General features: G+C 71.3%; 16 protein-coding genes, 1 tRNA gene, 1 rRNA gene and 1 pseudogene. 8 read left to right on the forward strand and 11 right to left on the reverse strand.

Annotated elements, in window-relative coordinates:
• The 4 genes and pseudogenes from ACFYMU_RS11465 to ACFYMU_RS11480 all read right to left on the reverse strand — a co-directional run.
• Positions 1 to 73, reverse strand: a 16S ribosomal RNA gene (locus ACFYMU_RS11465); the annotation flags it as partial.
• A 508-nt stretch (positions 74 to 581) separates the two neighbouring features.
• Positions 582 to 897 (reverse strand): annotated as a pseudogene (locus ACFYMU_RS11470) (DNA-3-methyladenine glycosylase); the annotation flags it as partial.
• A 10-nt stretch (positions 898 to 907) separates the two neighbouring features.
• Positions 908 to 982 (reverse strand) — tRNA-Trp (locus ACFYMU_RS11475).
• 49 nt (positions 983 to 1,031) lie between these two features.
• Positions 1,032 to 1,643: a DNA-3-methyladenine glycosylase gene (locus ACFYMU_RS11480; protein WP_388371422.1), complete on the reverse strand. Its 612-nt coding sequence runs from the start codon at positions 1,641 to 1,643 to the stop codon at positions 1,032 to 1,034.
• Between the two features lie 253 nt (positions 1,644 to 1,896).
• Between ACFYMU_RS11480 and ACFYMU_RS11485 the strand changes: the two genes are divergently transcribed.
• The 3 genes from ACFYMU_RS11485 (at position 1,897) to ACFYMU_RS11495 (ending at position 3,944) form a co-directional block, all read left to right on the forward strand.
• Complete coding sequence (locus ACFYMU_RS11485; protein ID WP_388371425.1) at positions 1,897 to 2,682, forward strand: sporulation protein; 786 nt, start codon at positions 1,897 to 1,899, stop codon at positions 2,680 to 2,682.
• A gap of 49 nt (positions 2,683 to 2,731) precedes the next feature.
• Positions 2,732 to 3,271, forward strand: coding sequence for a YbhB/YbcL family Raf kinase inhibitor-like protein (locus tag ACFYMU_RS11490; RefSeq protein WP_388371428.1), 540 nt, complete (start codon positions 2,732 to 2,734; stop codon positions 3,269 to 3,271).
• Between the two features lie 166 nt (positions 3,272 to 3,437).
• A complete protein-coding gene (locus ACFYMU_RS11495) occupies positions 3,438 to 3,944 on the forward strand; it encodes an HNH endonuclease (protein ID WP_388371430.1) in 507 nt (168 codons plus the stop codon).
• Positions 3,945 to 4,076: 132 nt separating this feature from the next.
• Here ACFYMU_RS11495 and ACFYMU_RS11500 read toward each other — a convergent pair whose 3' ends face one another.
• The 3 genes from ACFYMU_RS11500 to ACFYMU_RS11510 all read right to left on the reverse strand — a co-directional run bounded on the left by ACFYMU_RS11500 (position 4,077) and on the right by ACFYMU_RS11510 (position 6,500).
• Positions 4,077 to 5,045: an SPFH domain-containing protein gene (locus ACFYMU_RS11500; protein WP_388371433.1), complete on the reverse strand. Its 969-nt coding sequence runs from the start codon at positions 5,043 to 5,045 to the stop codon at positions 4,077 to 4,079.
• A gap of 132 nt (positions 5,046 to 5,177) precedes the next feature.
• Complete coding sequence (locus tag ACFYMU_RS11505; protein ID WP_388371436.1) at positions 5,178 to 5,606, reverse strand: NfeD family protein; 429 nt, start codon at positions 5,604 to 5,606, stop codon at positions 5,178 to 5,180.
• A 96-nt stretch (positions 5,607 to 5,702) separates the two neighbouring features.
• The gene (locus tag ACFYMU_RS11510; protein ID WP_388371438.1) at positions 5,703 to 6,500 is read right to left on the reverse strand and encodes an ABC transporter ATP-binding protein; all 798 of its coding nucleotides are present in this window, start codon (positions 6,498 to 6,500) and stop codon (positions 5,703 to 5,705) included.
• Positions 6,501 to 6,652: 152 nt separating this feature from the next.
• Between ACFYMU_RS11510 and ACFYMU_RS11515 the strand changes: the two genes are divergently transcribed.
• Positions 6,653 to 7,435 carry a hypothetical protein gene (locus ACFYMU_RS11515; RefSeq protein ID WP_388371441.1) on the forward strand — a complete coding sequence of 261 codons (783 nt, stop codon included), beginning with the start codon at positions 6,653 to 6,655 and terminating at the stop codon, positions 7,433 to 7,435.
• Between the two features lie 188 nt (positions 7,436 to 7,623).
• On the opposite strand, the gene ACFYMU_RS11520 is transcribed toward ACFYMU_RS11515, so the two are convergent.
• From ACFYMU_RS11520 to ACFYMU_RS11530, 3 genes are all read right to left on the reverse strand, one after another.
• Complete coding sequence (locus tag ACFYMU_RS11520; protein WP_388371444.1) at positions 7,624 to 7,869, reverse strand: chaplin; 246 nt, start codon at positions 7,867 to 7,869, stop codon at positions 7,624 to 7,626.
• Between the two features lie 160 nt (positions 7,870 to 8,029).
• Entirely contained in the window at positions 8,030 to 8,671 is a 642-nt protein-coding gene (locus ACFYMU_RS11525; RefSeq protein ID WP_388371447.1) for a response regulator, read from the reverse strand.
• Entirely contained in the window at positions 8,664 to 9,809 is a 1,146-nt protein-coding gene (locus ACFYMU_RS11530) for a GAF domain-containing sensor histidine kinase (RefSeq protein ID WP_388371450.1), read from the reverse strand. The genes ACFYMU_RS11525 and ACFYMU_RS11530 overlap by 8 nt, the downstream gene beginning before the upstream one ends.
• A 190-nt stretch (positions 9,810 to 9,999) precedes the next feature.
• On the opposite strand from ACFYMU_RS11530, the gene ACFYMU_RS11535 reads away from it, so the two are divergent.
• The 3 genes from ACFYMU_RS11535 (at position 10,000) to ACFYMU_RS11545 (ending at position 12,873) form a co-directional block, all read left to right on the forward strand.
• Positions 10,000 to 10,695, forward strand: a complete 696-nt coding sequence (locus ACFYMU_RS11535) for an SDR family NAD(P)-dependent oxidoreductase (RefSeq protein ID WP_388371452.1) — start codon at positions 10,000 to 10,002, stop codon at positions 10,693 to 10,695.
• Positions 10,692 to 11,792, forward strand: coding sequence for an S-adenosylmethionine:tRNA ribosyltransferase-isomerase (locus ACFYMU_RS11540; protein ID WP_388371455.1), 1,101 nt, complete (start codon positions 10,692 to 10,694; stop codon positions 11,790 to 11,792). Before ACFYMU_RS11535 ends, ACFYMU_RS11540 begins: the two co-directional genes overlap by 4 nt.
• Positions 11,793 to 12,123: 331 nt before the next feature.
• A complete protein-coding gene (locus ACFYMU_RS11545) occupies positions 12,124 to 12,873 on the forward strand; it encodes a transglycosylase SLT domain-containing protein (RefSeq protein WP_388371457.1) in 750 nt (249 codons plus the stop codon).
• 82 nt (positions 12,874 to 12,955) lie between these two features.
• Here the strand turns inward: ACFYMU_RS11545 and ACFYMU_RS11550 are convergent, their stop codons facing one another.
• Positions 12,956 to 15,469 carry an FHA domain-containing protein gene (locus ACFYMU_RS11550; RefSeq protein WP_388371460.1) on the reverse strand — a complete coding sequence of 838 codons (2,514 nt, stop codon included), beginning with the start codon at positions 15,467 to 15,469 and terminating at the stop codon, positions 12,956 to 12,958.
• Positions 15,470 to 15,709: 240 nt separating this feature from the next.
• On the opposite strand from ACFYMU_RS11550, the gene ACFYMU_RS11555 reads away from it, so the two are divergent.
• Positions 15,710 to 17,830, forward strand: coding sequence for a streptophobe family protein (locus ACFYMU_RS11555; protein ID WP_388371463.1), 2,121 nt, complete (start codon positions 15,710 to 15,712; stop codon positions 17,828 to 17,830).
• Positions 17,831 to 17,939 lie beyond the last annotated feature (109 nt).

Consider the following 17,939-nt stretch of genomic DNA (forward strand, 5'->3'; position numbering starts at 1 on the left):
TTCATCGTTCGACTTGCATGTGTTAAGCACGCCGCCAGCGTTCGTCCTGAGCCAGGATCAAACTCTCCGTGAATGTTTTCCCGTGATCGGGATGAACACCACGAGAGCGGTGCGAGAGGAGGAATGATCCCCTCGCACACAGCGTCCTCGCTGTGTTTTTCAAAGGAACCTCGACCATCGGAACAATCCGACGGACGGGGTATCAACATATCTGGCGTTGACTTTTGGCACGCTGTTGAGTTCTCAAGGAACGGACGCTTCCTTCGTACTCACCACAAGAACACTCTCGCGGCTTTCCTCCGGGCGCTTCCCTTCGGTGTTTCCGACTCTATCAGATCCTTTCGGAGCTGATTCCCGGTCGGCGGGTTCTGTCCAGGCCCCTCGGCTTTTCGCCGTACGGGCTTTCGACATTCACTACGGTAACCGATTCCCGTCGCAACTCATAATCGAGTTCACCGAGTTCGAATTCGGACATGCAGGCATACCGATTTCGCCCTCTGCGAGGGATGTCGTTGGTAGTGGGTTGGCCGCTTCCGGCTGCCGGCTGGACGCCGTACCCGGTTCAAGCGGCTCGGGCTACATTACGCACCCTTGGGGAACGCGTCAACTTCGCCGGCCTCGGGCATGGGGGCCCGGCAAGGGCTCACCGTGGGGTCGTCGGCGCCCCGGAAGCGCCGTGCGTGGGTGCCCCGTCGCCCGAGACACCGGTGTGCGGACCGCTGCGTACCTGGTGGGAGGGGGCCGATGCCCCGCTCACGATGCGCAGGGGGTCTCGCCTGCGGCAGCGGCGTACGTGCCGTCGAGGGCGCGGTCGACGCCCACGGCCGTCGCCAGGCGTGCGGGACCTTTGGCCAGTTCCTTGTCGTTGTGGGCCGAGAGTCGACGTTCACGGGCGAGGACGGGAGGGCGGAACCGGCCGGATTCGAACCGGCGTCCTCGCGATTTTGGAGACCGCGCGCGACGACCTCTGCGCTACAGCTCCGCCCAGCCCTACACCCTAGGGGCTCTCCGTTGACGAGGCGCACAGGTGCTCAGGCGCCCGCGGACGGCATGGCTCTCGGGCTCAGTCGGTACGCCGAGACGGTCGGATCACCGGCGAGGTAGAAGCGGTGCTGCCAGTCGTGGGCTCTGCTCACACCTACCCGGGGACCGACCCGGATGAGTGCGGCGGGTACCGGCTCGCCCTCGGACAGGGTGACCGCGGCGCCTGTCAGCAGGTCCGTGCCGTTGTGCTCTGCCGTGACACCGAGCGCTTGGCACAAGTTCCCCGGCCCCCGCGCGAGCCGTGGACTCTCGACCTTGTCCCCTCTCCACTTGCGTGCCAGGTCTTCCCCTTCGATGACCCTGCCTGCCCGGATGAGGACGGCTGAAGCGACGCCCTCCGTCCCGGTGACGATGTTGGCGCACCAGTGGAGACCGTGAGACCGGTAGACGTACAGGTGTCCTGCGGGTCCGAACATGACGGCGTTGCGGGGTGTCTTGCCTCGGTAGGCGTGGGAGGCGGGGTCGGCCGTGCCGGAGTACGCCTCGGTCTCCGTGATGGTGACACTCACGGTTCCCTCGGGTGTCTCGTGGGTGAGGACGGCACCGAGCAGCTCGGGGGCGACCTCTTCAGCGGGGTGGGCGAGATCCTCAACGTTCATGCTCAACCCGGTCGAAGAAGTCCCTGGGGAGGGGCGTACGGTCGTGGGTCACGATCATGTCGTACGAGCGTAGTCCAGACGGGTGCCTGCCAAAGGGTGGTCACGGCTCCTCCCCCTTGGAAGGGTGAGGGCGCGGAACCGGCTCCGTGCCGGATCGCGTATCAAGGGATCAAGGATCCATCCACGAGTCCACGCGGGAGAACGCGCGCGTGGGGTGGACGACGGAACAGGCGTTGCCTGGGAGGGAAGATTCATGGGGTTCAAGCGGCTGCTCGCGAGCCTGGGAGCCGGCGGGGCTTCGGTCGAGACGGTGCTGACGGAGTCCAACGTGGTGCCGGGCGGCGTCGTCCAGGGTGAGGTGCGGATCCAGGGCGGGTCCGTGAACCAGGCGATCGAGGGCCTGAACGTCGGCCTCCAGGCCAAGGTCGAGGTCGAGGGGCACGACGACACGGAGTACAAGCAGGACATCGAGTTCACCAAGGTACGGCTCGGTGGCGCCTTCGAGCTCCAGGCGGGGGCGGTGCACACCGTGCCGTTCGGGCTCGAGGTCCCGTGGGAGACGCCGATCACCATGATCGACGGGCAGGCGCTTCGTGGAATGCACATCGGGGTGACGACGGAGCTGGAGATCGCGCGGGCCATCGACTCCGGCGACCTGGACCCGATCAACGTGCACCCGCTGCCGGCGCAGAAGGCGATCCTGGACGCGTTCATCCAGCTGGGCTTCCGCTTCAAGAGCGCGGACATGGAGCGCGGCCACATCCGCGGGACGCGGCAGAGGCTGCCCTTCTACCAGGAGATCGAGTTCTTCCCGCCGTCGCAGTACCGCGGGCTGAACCAGGTCGAGCTGAGCTTCGTCGCGGACGAGCACGCCATGGACGTGATCCTGGAGATGGACAAGAAGCCGGGTCTGTTCAGCGAGGGAAGCGACTCCTACCGCTCCTTCCAGGTCGGGCTGCACGACTTCCAGGGCACGGACTGGGCCGCGTACCTCCACCAGTGGCTGTCGGAGGTCGGCAGCAAGCGCAGCTGGTTCTAGGCTCTGCGACAACTGGAATCGGTTGATCCACTGACTTGGAGGTGCCGAGGTGACCGAGCTCACGAGGCGGCCGCTGCCACACGACTTCCACCCGCCCGTGCCGGCGTTCACGGTGACGAGTGAGGACGTCGAGCCGGGGGCCACGCTCAAGGACGCTCAGGTCCATGCGGCTGGGAACACCTCGCCGCAGCTGCGCTGGGAGGGCCACCCGCCGGAGACCAAGAGCTTCGCCGTGACCTGCTACGACCCGGACGCACCGACGGGGAGCGGGTTCTGGCACTGGGTGCTCTTCGACATCCCGGCCTCCGTCACCGAGCTGCCGGCGGGTGCGGGCGGCGGAAGGTTCGAAGGGCTGCCGGCGGGCGCGGTCCACGCCCGCAACGACTACGGGACGAAGGACTTCGGCGGTGCCGCGCCGCCGCCCGGGGACGGGCCGCACCGTTATGTGTTCACGGTGTACGCCGTCGACCAGGAGAAGCTCGGACCGGACTCGGACGTCTCCCCCGCCGTGGTCGGCTTCAATCTGCGGTTCCACACGCTGGCGCGCGCCCAGCTCATCGGGGAGTACGAGAACCCGGCCGCGGACTGACGCGCGCGTAGTACAGACGGGCGTTCACTGAACGTTTGCCCGCCTCTGGTCTTGGAATTGATCAGAGGCGGGCATTTTTTTATTGCGTTGTCCATCTCGGCGTGCCCGTACAGAGTTGATCCCAGCCCGCCGGGGGGTGGGCAGGTGCACACGGGAGGTGGGCTGGATGCGTGACACGCTTGTTCTGAACGCGAGCTTCGAACCGCTGTCGACGGTGACTCTGAATCGAGCCGTCGTTCTGGTGCTGCAGGACAAGGCCGTCGTCGAGCAGGCCCACCCCGAACTCCGTATGCGCGGCGCGGATGTGGACATACCGGCGCCCCGGGTGATCAGGCTCTGCAGATATGTACGGGTGCCGTTCCGAAGACAAGCCCCGTGGTCGCGGCGGGGTGTCCTGGTACGGGACCGGCACAGGTGCGCGTACTGCGGGCGGCGGGCGACGACCGTGGACCATGTGGTGCCCCGGTCGCAGGGTGGTGCCGACAGCTGGCTGAACACGGTGGCCTCGTGCGCGGAGGACAACCACCGCAAGGCGAACCGCACGCCGGAGCAGGCGGAGATGCCGCTGCTGCGGCAGCCGTTCGAGCCGACGCCCGCGGATGCGATGCTGCTGGCGCTCGGGCAGGACGACTTCGAGGCGCTGCCTCAGTGGCTGGCGCGGTCGGCCGCCTGAGTTCCGTGGCAGGGCCGGTGCATCAGCTGCGGGTCCGATGCCGCCGGACGCGCCGGCCCGCCCAGGGGCGTGAAGAAGCCGGGGCCCGCCTCCGTCGGGAGGCGAGCCCCGGTCGTGGTGCGCGCTGTGGTGTCAGTCGATCGCCGGCTTCTCACGGCGGTCGCTCCCCGCGCCCGTCCCGCCGTTGCCCGATGCCCCGCTGGGCCCGCCGGCCGGGCCCCCCGTCATCGGGCCGAAGTTGCCGAAGGCGCCGGAGAGGCCCTTGAGGGCGTCGCCGATCTCGCTGGGGACGATCCAGAGCTTGTTGGCGTCGCCCTCGGCGATCTTCGGGAGCATCTGGAGGTACTGGTACGAGAGCAGCTTCTGGTCGGGGTCGCCTGCGTGGATGGACTCGAAGACCGTGCGGATCGCCTGGGCCTCGCCCTCCGCGCGCAGGGCGGCTGCCTTCGCCTCACCTTCGGCGCGCAGGATCTGGGACTGCTTCTCGCCCTCGGCCGTGAGGATGGCCGCCTGGCGCGTACCTTCGGCGGTGAGGATCGCGGCGCGCTTGTCACGGTCGGCGCGCATCTGCTTCTCCATCGAGTCCTGGATGGAGGTGGGCGGCTCGATCGCCTTGAGTTCGACGCGGTTGACGCGGATGCCCCACTTTCCGGTGGCCTCGTCGAGGACGCCGCGCAGGGCCGCGTTGATCTCCTCGCGGGAGGTCAGGGTGCGCTCCAGGTCCATGCCGCCGATGATGTTGCGGAGCGTGGTGACGGTGAGCTGTTCGATGGCCTGGATGTAGCTGGCGACCTCGTAGGTGGCGGCCCGGGCGTCGGTCACCTGGTAGTAGATGACGGTGTCGATGTTGACGACCAGGTTGTCCTGGGTGATCACCGGCTGCGGCGGGAACGGCACGACCTGTTCGCGCAGGTCGATGCGGTTGCGGATGGAGTCTATGAAGGGGACCACGATGTTGAGGCCCGCGTTCAGGGTGCGTGTGTAGCGGCCGAACCGTTCGACGATGGCCGCGCTCGCCTGTGGAATAACCTGGATCGTCTTGATCAGGGCGATGAAGACCAACACCACCAGAATGATCAGGACGATGATGATCGGTTCCATCGTGTTTTCCCCGTACCCTTCTCCGCCTCGGCGCCTGTGGAAGATCTTATGGTTGTTGAAGATCTTGCTGGTCGAGTGTGACAGACCGTCGTCTGCCTCGTGGGCTGTTCGCTTCAGTTGCGTCCTGCGAGGTCACATGACGATCGCCGTGGCTCCCTCGATGTCCACGACGTCGACCTCCTCGCCCACTTCATAGGTGCGATCGGTGTCGAGAGAACGCGCCGACCACACTTCCCCGGCGAGTTTGATCCGGCCGCTCGAGCCGTCGACGCGCTCGAGGACGACGGCCTGCCTGCCTTTCAGCGCATCGATGCCCGTGGCGAGTTGGGGCCGCTGGGAGCGGTGCCGGGCGGCGATGGGCCGGACCACGGCGATGAGCGCGACCGAGATGACCGCGAAGACCACGACCTGGAAGACGGCGTCGCCGCCGAGGGCATCGACCGCGGCGGCCGCGACGGCGCCCACCGCGAGCATGCCCAGTTCCGGCATCGCGGTGATCACGAGCCCGATGCCGAGCCCCGCAGCGCCGACCAGCCACCATACCCACGCGTCGATGTCCACATGGTCATGGTAGGACCGCGGGTCCGGTCGCGGACAGGGCGCCGATGGGGCCGAACGGCCCTTCTTGGCAGGTTTGTTGACAGATCGGCCCGGGCGTCAGGACAGGGGCAGCCCGCGCGCGGTCCAGCGGTCGCCGACCTGTTCGACGACGAGCGGGAGGCCGAAGCAGTGGGAGAGGTTGCGTGAGGTCAGCTCCAGCTCCAGCGGGCCCGCGGCGAGCACCTGCCCCTGGCGGAGCATGAGGACATGGGTGAAGCCGGGGGCGATCTCCTCGACATGGTGCGTGACCATGATCATGGAGGGCGCGATCGGGTCGCGGGCGAGGCGGCCGAGGCGGCGGACGAGGTCCTCGCGGCCGCCGAGGTCGAGGCCGGCGGCGGGCTCGTCGAGGAGGAGCAGCTCGGGGTCGGTCATCAGGGCGCGGGCGATCAGGGTGCGCTTGCGCTCGCCCTCGGACAGGGTGCCGAACCGGCGGTCCAGGTAGTCGCTCATGCCGAGACGGTCGAGGAAGGCGCGGGCGCGCTGCTCGTCCACCTCCTCGTACTCCTCCTGCCAGCCGGCGGTCATGCCGTACGCGGCGGTCAGCACGGTCTGCAGGACGGTCTGGCGCTTGGGGAGCTTCTCGGCCATGGCGATGCCGGCGATGCCGATGCGGGGGCGCAGCTCGAAGACGTCGGTGCCGGGCCTGCCGAGGGTCTCACCGAGGATGGTGGCGGTGCCCTTGCTGGGGTAGAGGTAGCTGGAGGCGACGTTCAGGAGGGTCGTCTTGCCGGCGCCGTTGGGACCGAGGATGACCCAGCGCTCGCCTTCCTTCACCGACCAGGAGACCTGGTCCACCAGAGCGCGGCCCTCGCGGACCACGGATACGTCCTCCAGCTCCAGAACATCGCTCATGAGCGTGTTGTCTCCCCTTGCAGTGTGGCCAGTGTCGGCTCTCTCGTACGCCCGTGGGCGCGGTCCGCCACGCCGGTGGGCGCAGCCCCTCATGAAATCTACGCCACCGGTCGCGCGGTCCATTCCATCGGTCCGGTCCTTAGGGTGGTGGCATGCTTTCGGAACCACGCTCAGGACAGCTGGCCGCATGGGGAAATGCCCTTTTGGTCGGACTTGTTTCACCGGACGACGCCGCGGCCGCCATCGTCGGGGAGGATGCGGTGCACCGGGTCAAGGGGCTGCCGGGCGAGTCGGCCCCGGTGGGCCTCACCCTCGCGCTGGGGCGGCTGCGGACGCTGGGGGCGACCGGGTTGCGGGTCGCGCTGCCCGCGCCGGGGCATCCGCTGGGGTTGAGCGGACCGCCGGAGTTCAACGCGCGCGCGATGGACGCCGAGGAGGCCGTGGTGTGCTTCGGGGCCGCGTTCGGCCTGGTGCCGGAGGTGCGCGCGGCGGGCCCGGAGGGTGATGTGCACGTCGAGGTCGTCTGGCGCTGCCTGCCGGTGCGGGAGGCGGCGCCCGCCGATGTGCCGTCGCTCGGGGAGGCCGAGCGGGAGCTGGCGGAGGCGCTGCGCGAGGCGACGGAGGTGCTGTCGCGGCTGGACGTGGCGGGGTCGGGCCCGGTGGCGGAGGCGGCGCTCGACGCGTACCGTGCGCGGGCCGCGCGGGGACGGGAGGTCCTGGCGCCGGGGTACCCGCCGCGGGCGGTGCGGGTGCTGGAGCTCGCCCAGCGGGTGGGCGTGCTGATCTCGGTGGCGTACGAGAACGGGCACGGGGGCGCGGTGAGCGCCTCCGAGATGGCGGCGCGGACCGAGGCGCTGCGTCCGGTGGAGCGGACGGCTCGGCGGGCGCAGGTCGCGGCGTACAACTCCGTTGTGGAGCAGCGGGAGATGCGCTGATCCCGGGGGTGTGCGTCGGCTGCCGCCCCGGGCCACCGTGCCGAGGGTTGCCGCCTCGGGCCCCCGCTTCGGGCTGACGGGCCTGGTCCTCGATCGGCGGGCGAACCGCATCGCTCCCGGTGGCGCCCTCCCGGCCTCCCGGGCGGGCCGGGAGGCCGGGAGGGGTCGGGGGTGACCCCTCGACGGCGTCAGTGGTTGAGGCCCAGGTTGCCGAAGGCCGGGTTGAGGACGCCGATCACGTTGACGGTGTTGCCGACCGCGTTCACGGGGATGTGGACCGGGGCCTGGATGACGTTGCCCGAGACGACGCCGGGGGAGCCGACGGCCTTGCCGCCCGCGTGCGCCCCCTCGGTGGCGGAGGCGAGACCGGCACTGGCGGCGACGAGACCGCCGGCCACCATCGTGACGGCTACGGCCTTCTTCAGGTTCTTCACTTCGAGCCCTCTCCTTGCGATCACTGCGGCAGGCGCCGCAGCACGCCTTGAAGAACGGCCCGGCTCCCCCGAGGATGCGCCGTTCGGGGGACATACACACGACGGTATGAATCTCAGTCCGGAGCGGAACCTTCCGCAGTACGGTGCGGATCCGCGCCGGTCAGTCGCTCACTCCATGGCGTACGGCCCAGAGCGCCGCCTGGGTGCGGTCCGCCAGGTCGAGCTTCATCAGGATGTTCGAGACATGCGTCTTGACCGTCTTCTCCGACAGCACCAGCGCCCGGGCGATCTCGCGGTTCGAGCGGCCGTCCGCGATCAGGCCCAGCACCTCCCGCTCCCGCTCGGTGAGCGAACCCGCCCTCCCCTGGGTGGAGTTGGCCTCTTCCTGGGACAACAGCGCGCCCGCCACCTCCGGCTGGAGGAGGATGTGCCCCGCGTGCACGGAACGGATGGCACCGGCGAGCGCGTCGGGGTCCACGTCCTTGTAGACGTAACCGGCGGCACCCGCGCGCAGGGCGGGTACCACCGTGCGCTGCTCGGTGAAGCTGGTGACCACCAGCACGCGCGCGGGGTTGTGGAGTTCGCGGAGCTTGCGCAGCGCGTCGATGCCGTCCGTGCCCGGCATCCTGACGTCCATGAGGACGACATCGGGTTTCAGCTCCTGGGCACGGGCGACCCCTTCGGCGCCGTCGGACGCCTCACCGACCACCTCGATGTCGTCCTGCACTTCGAGGAACGTCCGCAGACCGCGGCGCACGACCTGGTGGTCGTCGACGAGCAGCACCTTGATTGCGTCAGCCACCAGGGACCTCCATCTCGATCACGGTGCCCTTCCCGGGCGCCGATTCGACGGTCAGCGTGCCGCCGACCCCGCTCGCCCGGTCGTGCATCGAGACCAGGCCGAGGTGGCGTCCCGCGCGGCGGACCGCCTTGGGGTCGAACCCGCTGCCGTCGTCGGTGACCCGCAGCACGGCACCGGGGCCGTGCTTCTCCAGCTCCACGTCGACCCGCTCGGCGCCGGCGTGCCGCAGGGCGTTGTGCAGGGCCTCCTGCGCGACGCGCAGCAGTGCCTCCTCCTGGGCGGCGGGCAGGGCGCGGACCCCTCGGCCGGTGAGGGTCACGCGCGCGCTGTGGGCGCGGTCGAGCACCTGGACCTGGGTGCGCAGGGTGGCGAGCAGACCGTCCTCGTCGAGGGCCGCGGGCCGCAGCTCGACGACGGCTGCGCGCAGTTCGTCGGCGGCCTCCGCGGCGAGCGCCGCCACCTGCTGCAGCTCTCCCTTGGCGCGGCCCGGGTCGCGGTCGACCAGCGCGGCGGCCGCCTGGGCCGTGAGGCGCAGGGAGAAGAGCTTCTGGCTGACCGCGTCGTGCAGTTCGTGGGCCAGCCGTGAGCGTTCCTCGGCGATGGTCAGCTCACGGCTGCGCTCGTAGAGGCGGGCGTTGGTGAGGGCGATCGCGGCGTGCTGGGCGAGGATCGAGAGCAGTTCCTCGTCGTCCTCGGTGAATCCGCAGCTGCCGTCCGCCTTCGGGCACCGTTTGTTGGCGAGGAACAGCGCGGCGATGATCTCGTCGCCGTCGCGCACGGGAAGGCCCAGGAAGTCGGACATCTCGGGATGGGCGCTCGGCCAGCCCTCGAAGCGGGGGTCCTTGCGGACGTCGGCGAGCCGCTCCGCCCGCGCCCCGTGCAGCATCGCGGCCAGGATGCCGTGCTGGCGCGGGAGCGGGCCGATGGCCTTCCACTGCTCCTCGCTGACACCGTCCACGACGAACTGCGCGAAACCCCCGTGGTCGTCCGGGACGCCCAGCGCCGCGTACTCCGCGTCGAGGAGCTCGCGGGCCGAGGCGACGATCGTCTTGAGGACGTCACGGACCTCGAGGTGCCTGCTCATGGCCAGCAGCGCGGAACTGACCGCGTACAGGCCCGACCGGGGTCGATGGCTCATGACCTCACGGTACCGGCGCAGCGGGGCGGGCGTATCGGGCCCGTGGCGGCCCCGCCTCGGCCGCTGGGCCTAGGGCGAAGGGCCCCGGCTTCTTGCGGCCCGCGTCCGAGGCGGCCGGGAAGCCGCCGTTCCTACGTTGAGCTCACCGCCGATCACCGGCGGACGACGGACGAGGACGAGGACGGTTGTCATGCCGGTTGCGATCATCACAGGGGCTTCGAAGGGGCTCGGGCGTGCGCTCGGTACGGCCCTGGCGGAGCGCGGCTGGGACCTGGTGCTGGACGGCAGGACCGCGCGGGTGCTCGAGGAGACGGCGGGGGCCCTGTCCGCGTACGGCACCCGCGTGGCGGCCCTGCCGGGCGACGTCACGGACGCCGGGCACCGGGCGGCCCTGGTCGCGGCGGCCCGGGGGCTGGGCGGGCTCGACCTGCTGGTGCACAACGCGAGCGCCTTGGGCGCGCAGCCGCTGGTGCGTCTGGCGGAGCAGGGTCTGGGGGGACTGCGGCGGGCGCTGGAGGTGAACGTGGTGGCCGCGCTGGGCCTCGTCCAGGAGGCGCTGCCGCTGCTGCGGGCCTCGGGTGCGGGCGCCGTCCTCGCGGTCAGCTCGGACGCGGCGGCGGAGGCGTACGAGACCTGGGGCGGTTACGGCGCCTCCAAGGCGGCGCTCGACCAGCTGGCGGCGGTGCTGGCCGTGGAGGAGCCCGGGCTGCGGGTGTGGGCGGTCGACCCGGGGGACATGGACACGGACCTGTACGCGGCGGCGGTACCCGTGGACGACGCGCCGCGGCCCGCGCCGGAGAGCGTGGTGCCCGCGTTCCTGGGGCTGCTGGACGAGCGGCCGGCGAGCGGCCGGTACCGCGCGCCGTCGCTGCTGGAGAACCGATGACGACGGGGGCGAAGATCTCCTCGCTCGAGCGCAGGGCAGTGCCGGGCAGCGTTCCTGAGGAGTTGTCGGCGCGGGTCCCGGCCGAGCAGCGGGGGCCGGGCCTGGACCGGGACGCCGTGCGGCTGCTGGTCTCGCGCGGCGGCGAGGTGTCGCACCACACGTTCGCCGAGCTGCCGCGGCTGCTGCGGGCGGGGGATCTGCTCGTGGTCAACACGTCGCCGACGCTGGCGGCGGCGGTGGACGGGTGGGTCGGGCACGCCCGCGTGGTGGTGCACTGCTCGACCCGCGGGGACGACGGGCGGTGGGCCGTCGAGCTACGGGATCCGGACGGACGGGGGACGACACGCGCGCGTGCGGGCGGTCCCGCGGGTACGGAGGTGCTGCTCCCGGACGGTGTACGTCTCGTCCTGGAGGAACCCCTGTCGGGGCGGAGCGGCCGATTGTGGTGGGCGCGGCCTTCGGATGCGGGGGTCACGGGACTGCTGGGCCGGCACGGGCGCGCCATCCGGTACGCCTACACGGAACGGGACCAGCCGCTGTCCGCGTACCAGACGGTGTTCGCGCTGCCGTCCGCCGACGGGGCGGGCAGCGCGGAGATGCCGAGTGCGGCGCGGCCCTTCACCACGCGGACGGTGGCGGAGCTGGTGAGCCGCGGTGTCCGGTTCGCGCCGGTCACCCTGCACACCGGGGTGGCGTCTGCGGAGGCGCACGAGCCGCCGTACCCGGAGCGCCTGGTGGTGCCGGAGGTGTCGGCACGACTGATCAACACGGTGAGGGCGAAGGGCGCGGGGCGCGCGGGCGGAAGGGTCGTCGCGGTGGGGACGACCGCCGTGCGGGCCGTCGAGTCGGCCGCCGGCACCGACGGTGTCGTACGGGCGCGGGAGGGCTGGACGGATCTCGTGGTGACGCCCGAGCGCGGGGTCCGGGTGGTCGACGGGCTGCTGACCGGTCTGCACGAGCCGGAGGCGTCGCATCTGCTGATGCTGGAGGCGATCGCGGGGCGGGCGGCTGTCGGGCGCGGCTACGAGGAGGCGCTGGCCGAGCGATACCTCTGGCACGAGTTCGGCGACAGCCATCTCCTCCTGCCCGGGGAGTGACATCACACAGAGGATTGCTTCCGCAACGAAGCGCAAGCATTCGGCCCTCTCGATGTGAGGCCGCGCATAGGAGCCAGATCACGTACGAAGGCTCATAGGAGACAGGGAAGCCCTCTTGAGCGGGGTAGCCGGGCCGGTCTGCCCCGTTTTGCACTGCCGCGAGCGACGATCGCGGATCGTAGGTCACCTCTTTGCCAGGTGATTTTGCCGCCGCTAAGAATGGCTGGCGTCGCTCGGCGTCGGGGCCTTCCGCCCGCGGCGCTCGTGCTGGAAAGACCGTGTCCGCCGGCACCAGAGCGACCTCCGCGCCAGTCGAAGAGGTCCCGCAGTCATGCCGAAGAACACCGGTGTCCGTGCTCGTTGCCGTGCGCTGACCACGACCCAGAAGCTGTCCGCCGTCGGTGTGGCCGCCCTCGGGGTCGCCACCCTCGCGCTCACCGCGGTGCCGAGCGAGGCCCAGACCGCCGCGAACGGGGCCGCGCTCGCCTCGGCCCCGGTGACGCTCGGCGACCGGCCGGTCAAGGGCCTCGAGGTCAGCGTCACCGATCAGCTGGCGGGCCCCGGCCTGAAGGCCGAGGCCATCGCGGCGCGCAAGAAGGCCGCCGCGGACGTCGTCGCCGGCCGGCAGGCCGCGCGCAGGGCGAAGTCGGCGGCCACGCAGAAGGCCGAGCAGCGGGCGGCCCAGCAGCGCAGGGCGCGGCAGGCGGCGAGCCGGTCCGCGCAGCGCGCCCGGATACGGCCCGCCGCCCCCAGGGCCTACGCCGACAACCTCGACGGCTGGATCCGCCACGCCCTCGCCGTCATGCGGCAGAAGGGGATCCCGGGCTCGTACAGCGGTCTGCACCGCAACATCATGCGGGAGTCGTCCGGCAACCCGAGGGCGATCAACAACTGGGACGTGAACGCCGCCAACGGCATCCCCTCCAAGGGCCTGCTCCAGGTGATCCCGCCGACCTTCGAGGCGTACCACGTGGCCGGCACCTCCAGGAACATCTACGACCCGGTCGCGAACATCGCCGCCGCCGCCCACTACGCGGCCCACAGGTACGGCTCGATCGACAACGTCAACAGCGCGTACTGAGCCGGGCACGGAGCCGGGACCGCACACGCCGAAGGGCGGCACCTCCTCAGGGGTGCCGCCCTTCGGCGTCGTACGGGAGAGGCTACTTCCGCATGACCTCGGGCTCGTGGCGACGCAGGAAGCGGGCCACGAGGAAGCCGCAGATCACCCCGAGGGCGATCAGGGCGGCCATGTCCATGCCCCAGGCCGACGCCTGGTGGTCCCACAGGGGGTCCGTGCTGGTCGGGTCGTCCGTGTTCGGGGCGATGTTGTTGAAGTCGAGCGTCGTACCGGCGGCCGCCACCGCCCAGCGGGACGGCATCAGGTACGAGAACTCGTTCACGCCGACCGTGCCGTGCAGGGTGAAGAGGCAGCCGGTGAAGACGACCTGGATGATCGCGAACATGACCAGCAGCGGCATGGTCTTCTCGGCGGTCTTCACCAGGGCGGAGATCACCAGACCGAACATCATCGAGGTGAAGCCCAGCGCCATGATCGGCAGGCACAGCTCGAACAGTGTGGCGTTGCCGAGGATGAGGCCCTGCTCGGGGATCTCGCGGCTGGAGAGGCCGATCACCCCGACCATGAGGCCCTGCAGCACGGTGACGACACCCAGGACGATCACCTTCGACATCAGGTACGCGGAGCGGGACAGGCCCGTGGCGCGTTCCCGCTCGTAGATGACCCGTTCCTTGATCAGTTCGCGGACGGAGTTGGCGGCGCCCGCGAAGCACGCTCCGACCGCGAGGATCAGCAGGACCGTGGTGGCCGTGCCGTTCGGTATGGGGATGCCGGTCTTGGGGTTGATCGGGTTGACCAGCAGGCCCCTCTTGTGGTCGATGAGGAGGCTCACCGCGCCGAGCACCGCCGGCAGGATCACCGTCAGCGCGAGGAAGCCCTTGTCGGAGGCGATGACCGAGACGTACCGCCGGACGAGCGTGCCGAGCTGGGACATCCAGCCCTGCGGCTTGGGCGGCCTGATCGCCTGCGGCGGCGGCATGTGGACCGACTGCGGGGCGACGGCGTCGATGTCCGCGGCGTACATCTGGTAGTGCTGCGAGCCCTTCCAGCGCCCCGCCCAGTCGTAGTCGCGGTAGTTCTCGAAGGCGGAGAAGACGTCGGCCCAGGTCTCGTATCCGAAGAAGTTCAGCGCCTCCTCCGGCGGGCCGAAGTAGGCGACGGAACCGCCGGGCGCCATCACGAGCAGTTTGTCGCACAGCGCCAGTTCGGCCACGGAGTGGGTGACGACGAGGACCGTGCGGCCGTCGTCGGCGAGGCCGCGCAGCAGCTGCATGACGTCGCGGTCCATGCCCGGGTCGAGTCCGGAGGTCGGCTCGTCCAGGAAGATCAGCGACGGCTTGGTGAGCAGCTCCAGGGCCACCGAGACGCGCTTGCGCTGGCCGCCGGACAGCGAGGTGACCTTCTTGTCCTTGTGGACGTCGAGCTTCAGCTCGCGCAGCACCTCGTCGATGCGGGCCTCGCGCTCGGCGGCCGTGGTGTCGGCGGGGAAGCGCAGCTTGGCCGCGTACTTGAGGGCCTTCTTGACCGTCAGTTCCTTGTGCAGGATGTCGTCCTGCGGGACCAGGCCGATGCGCTGGCGCAGCTCGGCGAACTGCTTGTACAGGTTCCGGTTGTCGTAGAGGACGTCGCCCTGGTTGGCCGGGCGGTAGCCGGTGAGCGCCTTCAGCAGGGTCGACTTGCCGGAGCCGGACGGGCCGATGACCGCGATCAGCGACTTCTCCGGAACGCCGAAGGAGACGTCCTTCAGGATCTGCTTGCCGCCGTCGACCGTGACCGTGAGGTGGCGGGCGGAGAAGGAGACCTCGCCGGTGTCGACGAACTCCTCGAGCCGGTCGCCGACCAGACGGAACGTCGAGTGGCCGACACCGACGATGTCGTTCGGGCCGAGCAGCGCCGAGCCGCCCTTGCCGATCGGCATGCCGTTGACGAACGTGCCGTTGTGCGAGCCGAGGTCGCGGATCTCGAACCGGCCGTCGGGCGTGGCGTGGAACTCGGCGTGATGCCGGGAGACCTGGAGGTCCGAGACGACCAGTTCGTTCTCCAGCGCACGGCCGATGCGCATCACATGACCGAGCGAGAACTGGTGGAACGTGGTCGGGCTGCGGTCGCCGTAGACCGGCGGCGCCCCCGCGCCACCACCGGGGCCCTGCTGCTGCGGAATCTGGGCGCCGCCCTGCTGCGGCTGCTGCCATCCCTGCTGGGGAGCCTGCTGCTGAGGCGCCTGCTGGGCCCAGCCGGCGCCTGCGCCCTGGGCCGCGTACGGCTGCTGCTGGGGCTGTGCCTGCGGGGTGGCGACGGCGGCCGCGGCCCCGGAGAGGTTCAGTCGCGGCCCGTCGGTCGCGTTGCCGAGGTGCACGGCCGAGCCCGGGCCGATCTCCAGCTGGTGGATCCGCTGCCCCTGCGCGAACGTGCCATTGGTGCTGCCGTGGTCCTCGATGACCCAACTACGGCCGTTCCAGCCGATCGTGGCATGGCGCCAGGAGACCCTGGCGTCGTCGAGCACGATGTCACCCTGCGGATCGCGTCCGAGGGTGTAGGTCCTGGACGCGTCGAGCGTCCAGGTGCGTCCGTTCAATTCCAGTACGAGTTCAGGCACTCCATGCCCCACTGAGTTGTCCCCCGAGTTTCCCCCATCACAGGGAGTCTAGGGATGTCGAACATCGTGGGGAACTATTTCAGGCTCGGCACTCTGACTGAAAGTCGGGCCCTGTGAAGACTCCGTCCGGGCGCCGGCACGCGTCCCGTTGACGCGGGTGAAACCGGCCCGGAGAGTGGTAATCCCCCGCGAGGGGGACATCCGCGGTGGATTGCCGCGGCGCGGATCGGGGGGCTGACCATGGGGATCGGGGCCGGGGAGGACGGCGGAAGGCTGCCGTGGGCGGATGTGCTGCTGTCCGCGATCACCTCTGTGAGCTGGGCGTTGATCGGTATGGCGGGGACGGCGGCGCTCGGACTGCACCTGCTCCGGGCGGATGCGGCGGGCTCTCTGGGGACGATGACCGCGGCGGTGGTGGCGCTCGGCGCGAACGGGTCGGTCACGCCGTCCGGAGACGTCTCCGCGTTCGGCCTGAAGGGGGCGCAGGCGACGACGTCGGTGGAGATCACGCCTCTGGGCGTGAGCCTGGTGGGCGCGCTCCTGCTGTGCTGGTTCTTCCTGCGGTCCCTGCGCGCGGCGGGAGCCGGGGTCTCCCCCGTCGAACTGCTCGCGCGCGCCGGCGCGGTGATCGCGCTGTTCGTGGCGGTGCTGGGCGGCCTGGCCTGGGCCGGCCACGACGTCATCACCATCGACGGGCGCTCCCTGGGGCTCGACGGACTCCCGGGTGGGGGCGGCAGCGGCGGCCTGACCGTCCCGGGGCTGGGGGACCTCGGCGGGCTGCTGCCGAGCCGGGTGGGTGACCTCGTCCGCGCGAAGGCCGCGGTCGGCTTCACCGTCGACACGGTGCCCACCCTGGTCGGGGGCGCCGCGTGGGTGGCCGGAGTGCTGCTGATCGCGCTGCTCGCGTCGCGGCGCACCCCCCTGCCGCGTGGCTGGGAGGCGGTGCACCGGGTGGTCCGCCCGGCCGCGTCCGCGCTGCTGACCGTGCTGGTGGTGGCCGTGGTCGCCGGCCTCGCGGCCGCGGCGTACGCGGCGCTCGGCGACGACCGTCCGGCCCGGATCGCGGGGGCGGCGCTGCTCGGCGCGCCCAACGGGGTGTGGCTGGGCGTCCCGGTCGGCCTGTTCGTACCGTGGGACGGCAGCGCCACGGGTGAGCTGGCGAAACTGCTGCCCGACCCGCTGGACCGGCTGCTGAGCGTGCGCGGCGACCGGCCCGTGACCGTGGGCCGCCTGGCCGAACTGGACGGTAGGGTGTGGCTGCTGGTGGCCGCCGCGGCGCTCATGATGCTCCTGGCGGGCGTCCTGACCGCGGTGCGTACGCCTCTCGTACGAGCCCGGGATGCCGCTGTCGTACGGGGTCCGGTGCCCGCTGCCGTACGGGACCCGGGTCCCCTTCGCTTCGCAGGGCGCTGCGCCGTGCGGCTCGGTGTCGTGACGGCGTCGGCACTGCCGCTGCTGGCCTGGCTGACGGACGTGTCGGTGGACGCATCGCTGTCCGTGTTCGGCTTCGACGCGTTCGGCGCGGGGATCGAACTGCACGGGCACCTCGGCGCGGCACTGCTGCTGGGTGCGGTGTGGGGCGCGGGGGCCGGGGCGGCCGGGGCCCTGCTCGCGTACGCGGCCGGGGCGGCGGGGATTCGTGCCGCGGAGCCGGCACGGAGTGCCATGGGGCGGGCCGCGGGACCGGCCGCGGGACCGGTCGCCTCCGCGGCGGAACCGGAGCGGGCGGGCCCCTACACGCCGGGCAGGCCGTACCGCCCGCCGAACCCCGACACCAACCCGTACCTGCGGCTGCCGGAGAGCCTCGGCGAGCCGGAGGACGCACGGCCGGAAGGAACACGGGCGGACGGAGCACGGGCGGAAGGAACACGGGCGGAAGGAACACGGGCGGACGGAGCACGGGTGGAAGGAGCACGGCCGGACGGAGCACGGCCGGGAGCGGCAAGGGCAGAAGGAGCCCGGCCGGGAGCGGCGCGTGCGGGCGACGCGCCGCCGGGCGGCGGACGGCCGTTCGGCGGACGCGGCGGAGCGCGGTCGGGAGGCGGCCGGTCCGAGGGGAGACGGCCCGCGGGCGGGCGGGCGGGGAGGGCTCGCGAGGGGGGCGGCGTACCGCCCTCGGCGGAGGGTCCGGGGCCGGGTGGTCGTGCGGAGCCCGCTGCGGCGCCCCCCGAGCCGGGCACGCCGCCGCCCGGTGCGCCGCCCCCTCCCGGTGACGTCTACGGCGCCCCCACGGTGGTGCGTCCGATCCAGCCGCCGTCCGGGCCGGGGCGGCGACCGGGGACGTCGTCCTCCGACGACGGGCCGCCCCCGCCGCCTCCCCCGCCCCCGGCCGCGCCGCCCCGGCGGCCGCGGGGCGGCTGACGGACCCGCCCCCGCCCGCCCCCGCCCGCGTCCGGCCGCACCCTGCACCGTCGCCACCGGTCAAGGCGTACGCCATCCGCCCGTCATCCACTGTTCGCTGTCCGCTGGA

It is taken from the genome of Streptomyces sp. NPDC007264 (assembly GCF_042869095.1).
Classification (GTDB): Bacteria; Actinomycetota; Actinomycetes; order Streptomycetales; family Streptomycetaceae; genus Streptomyces.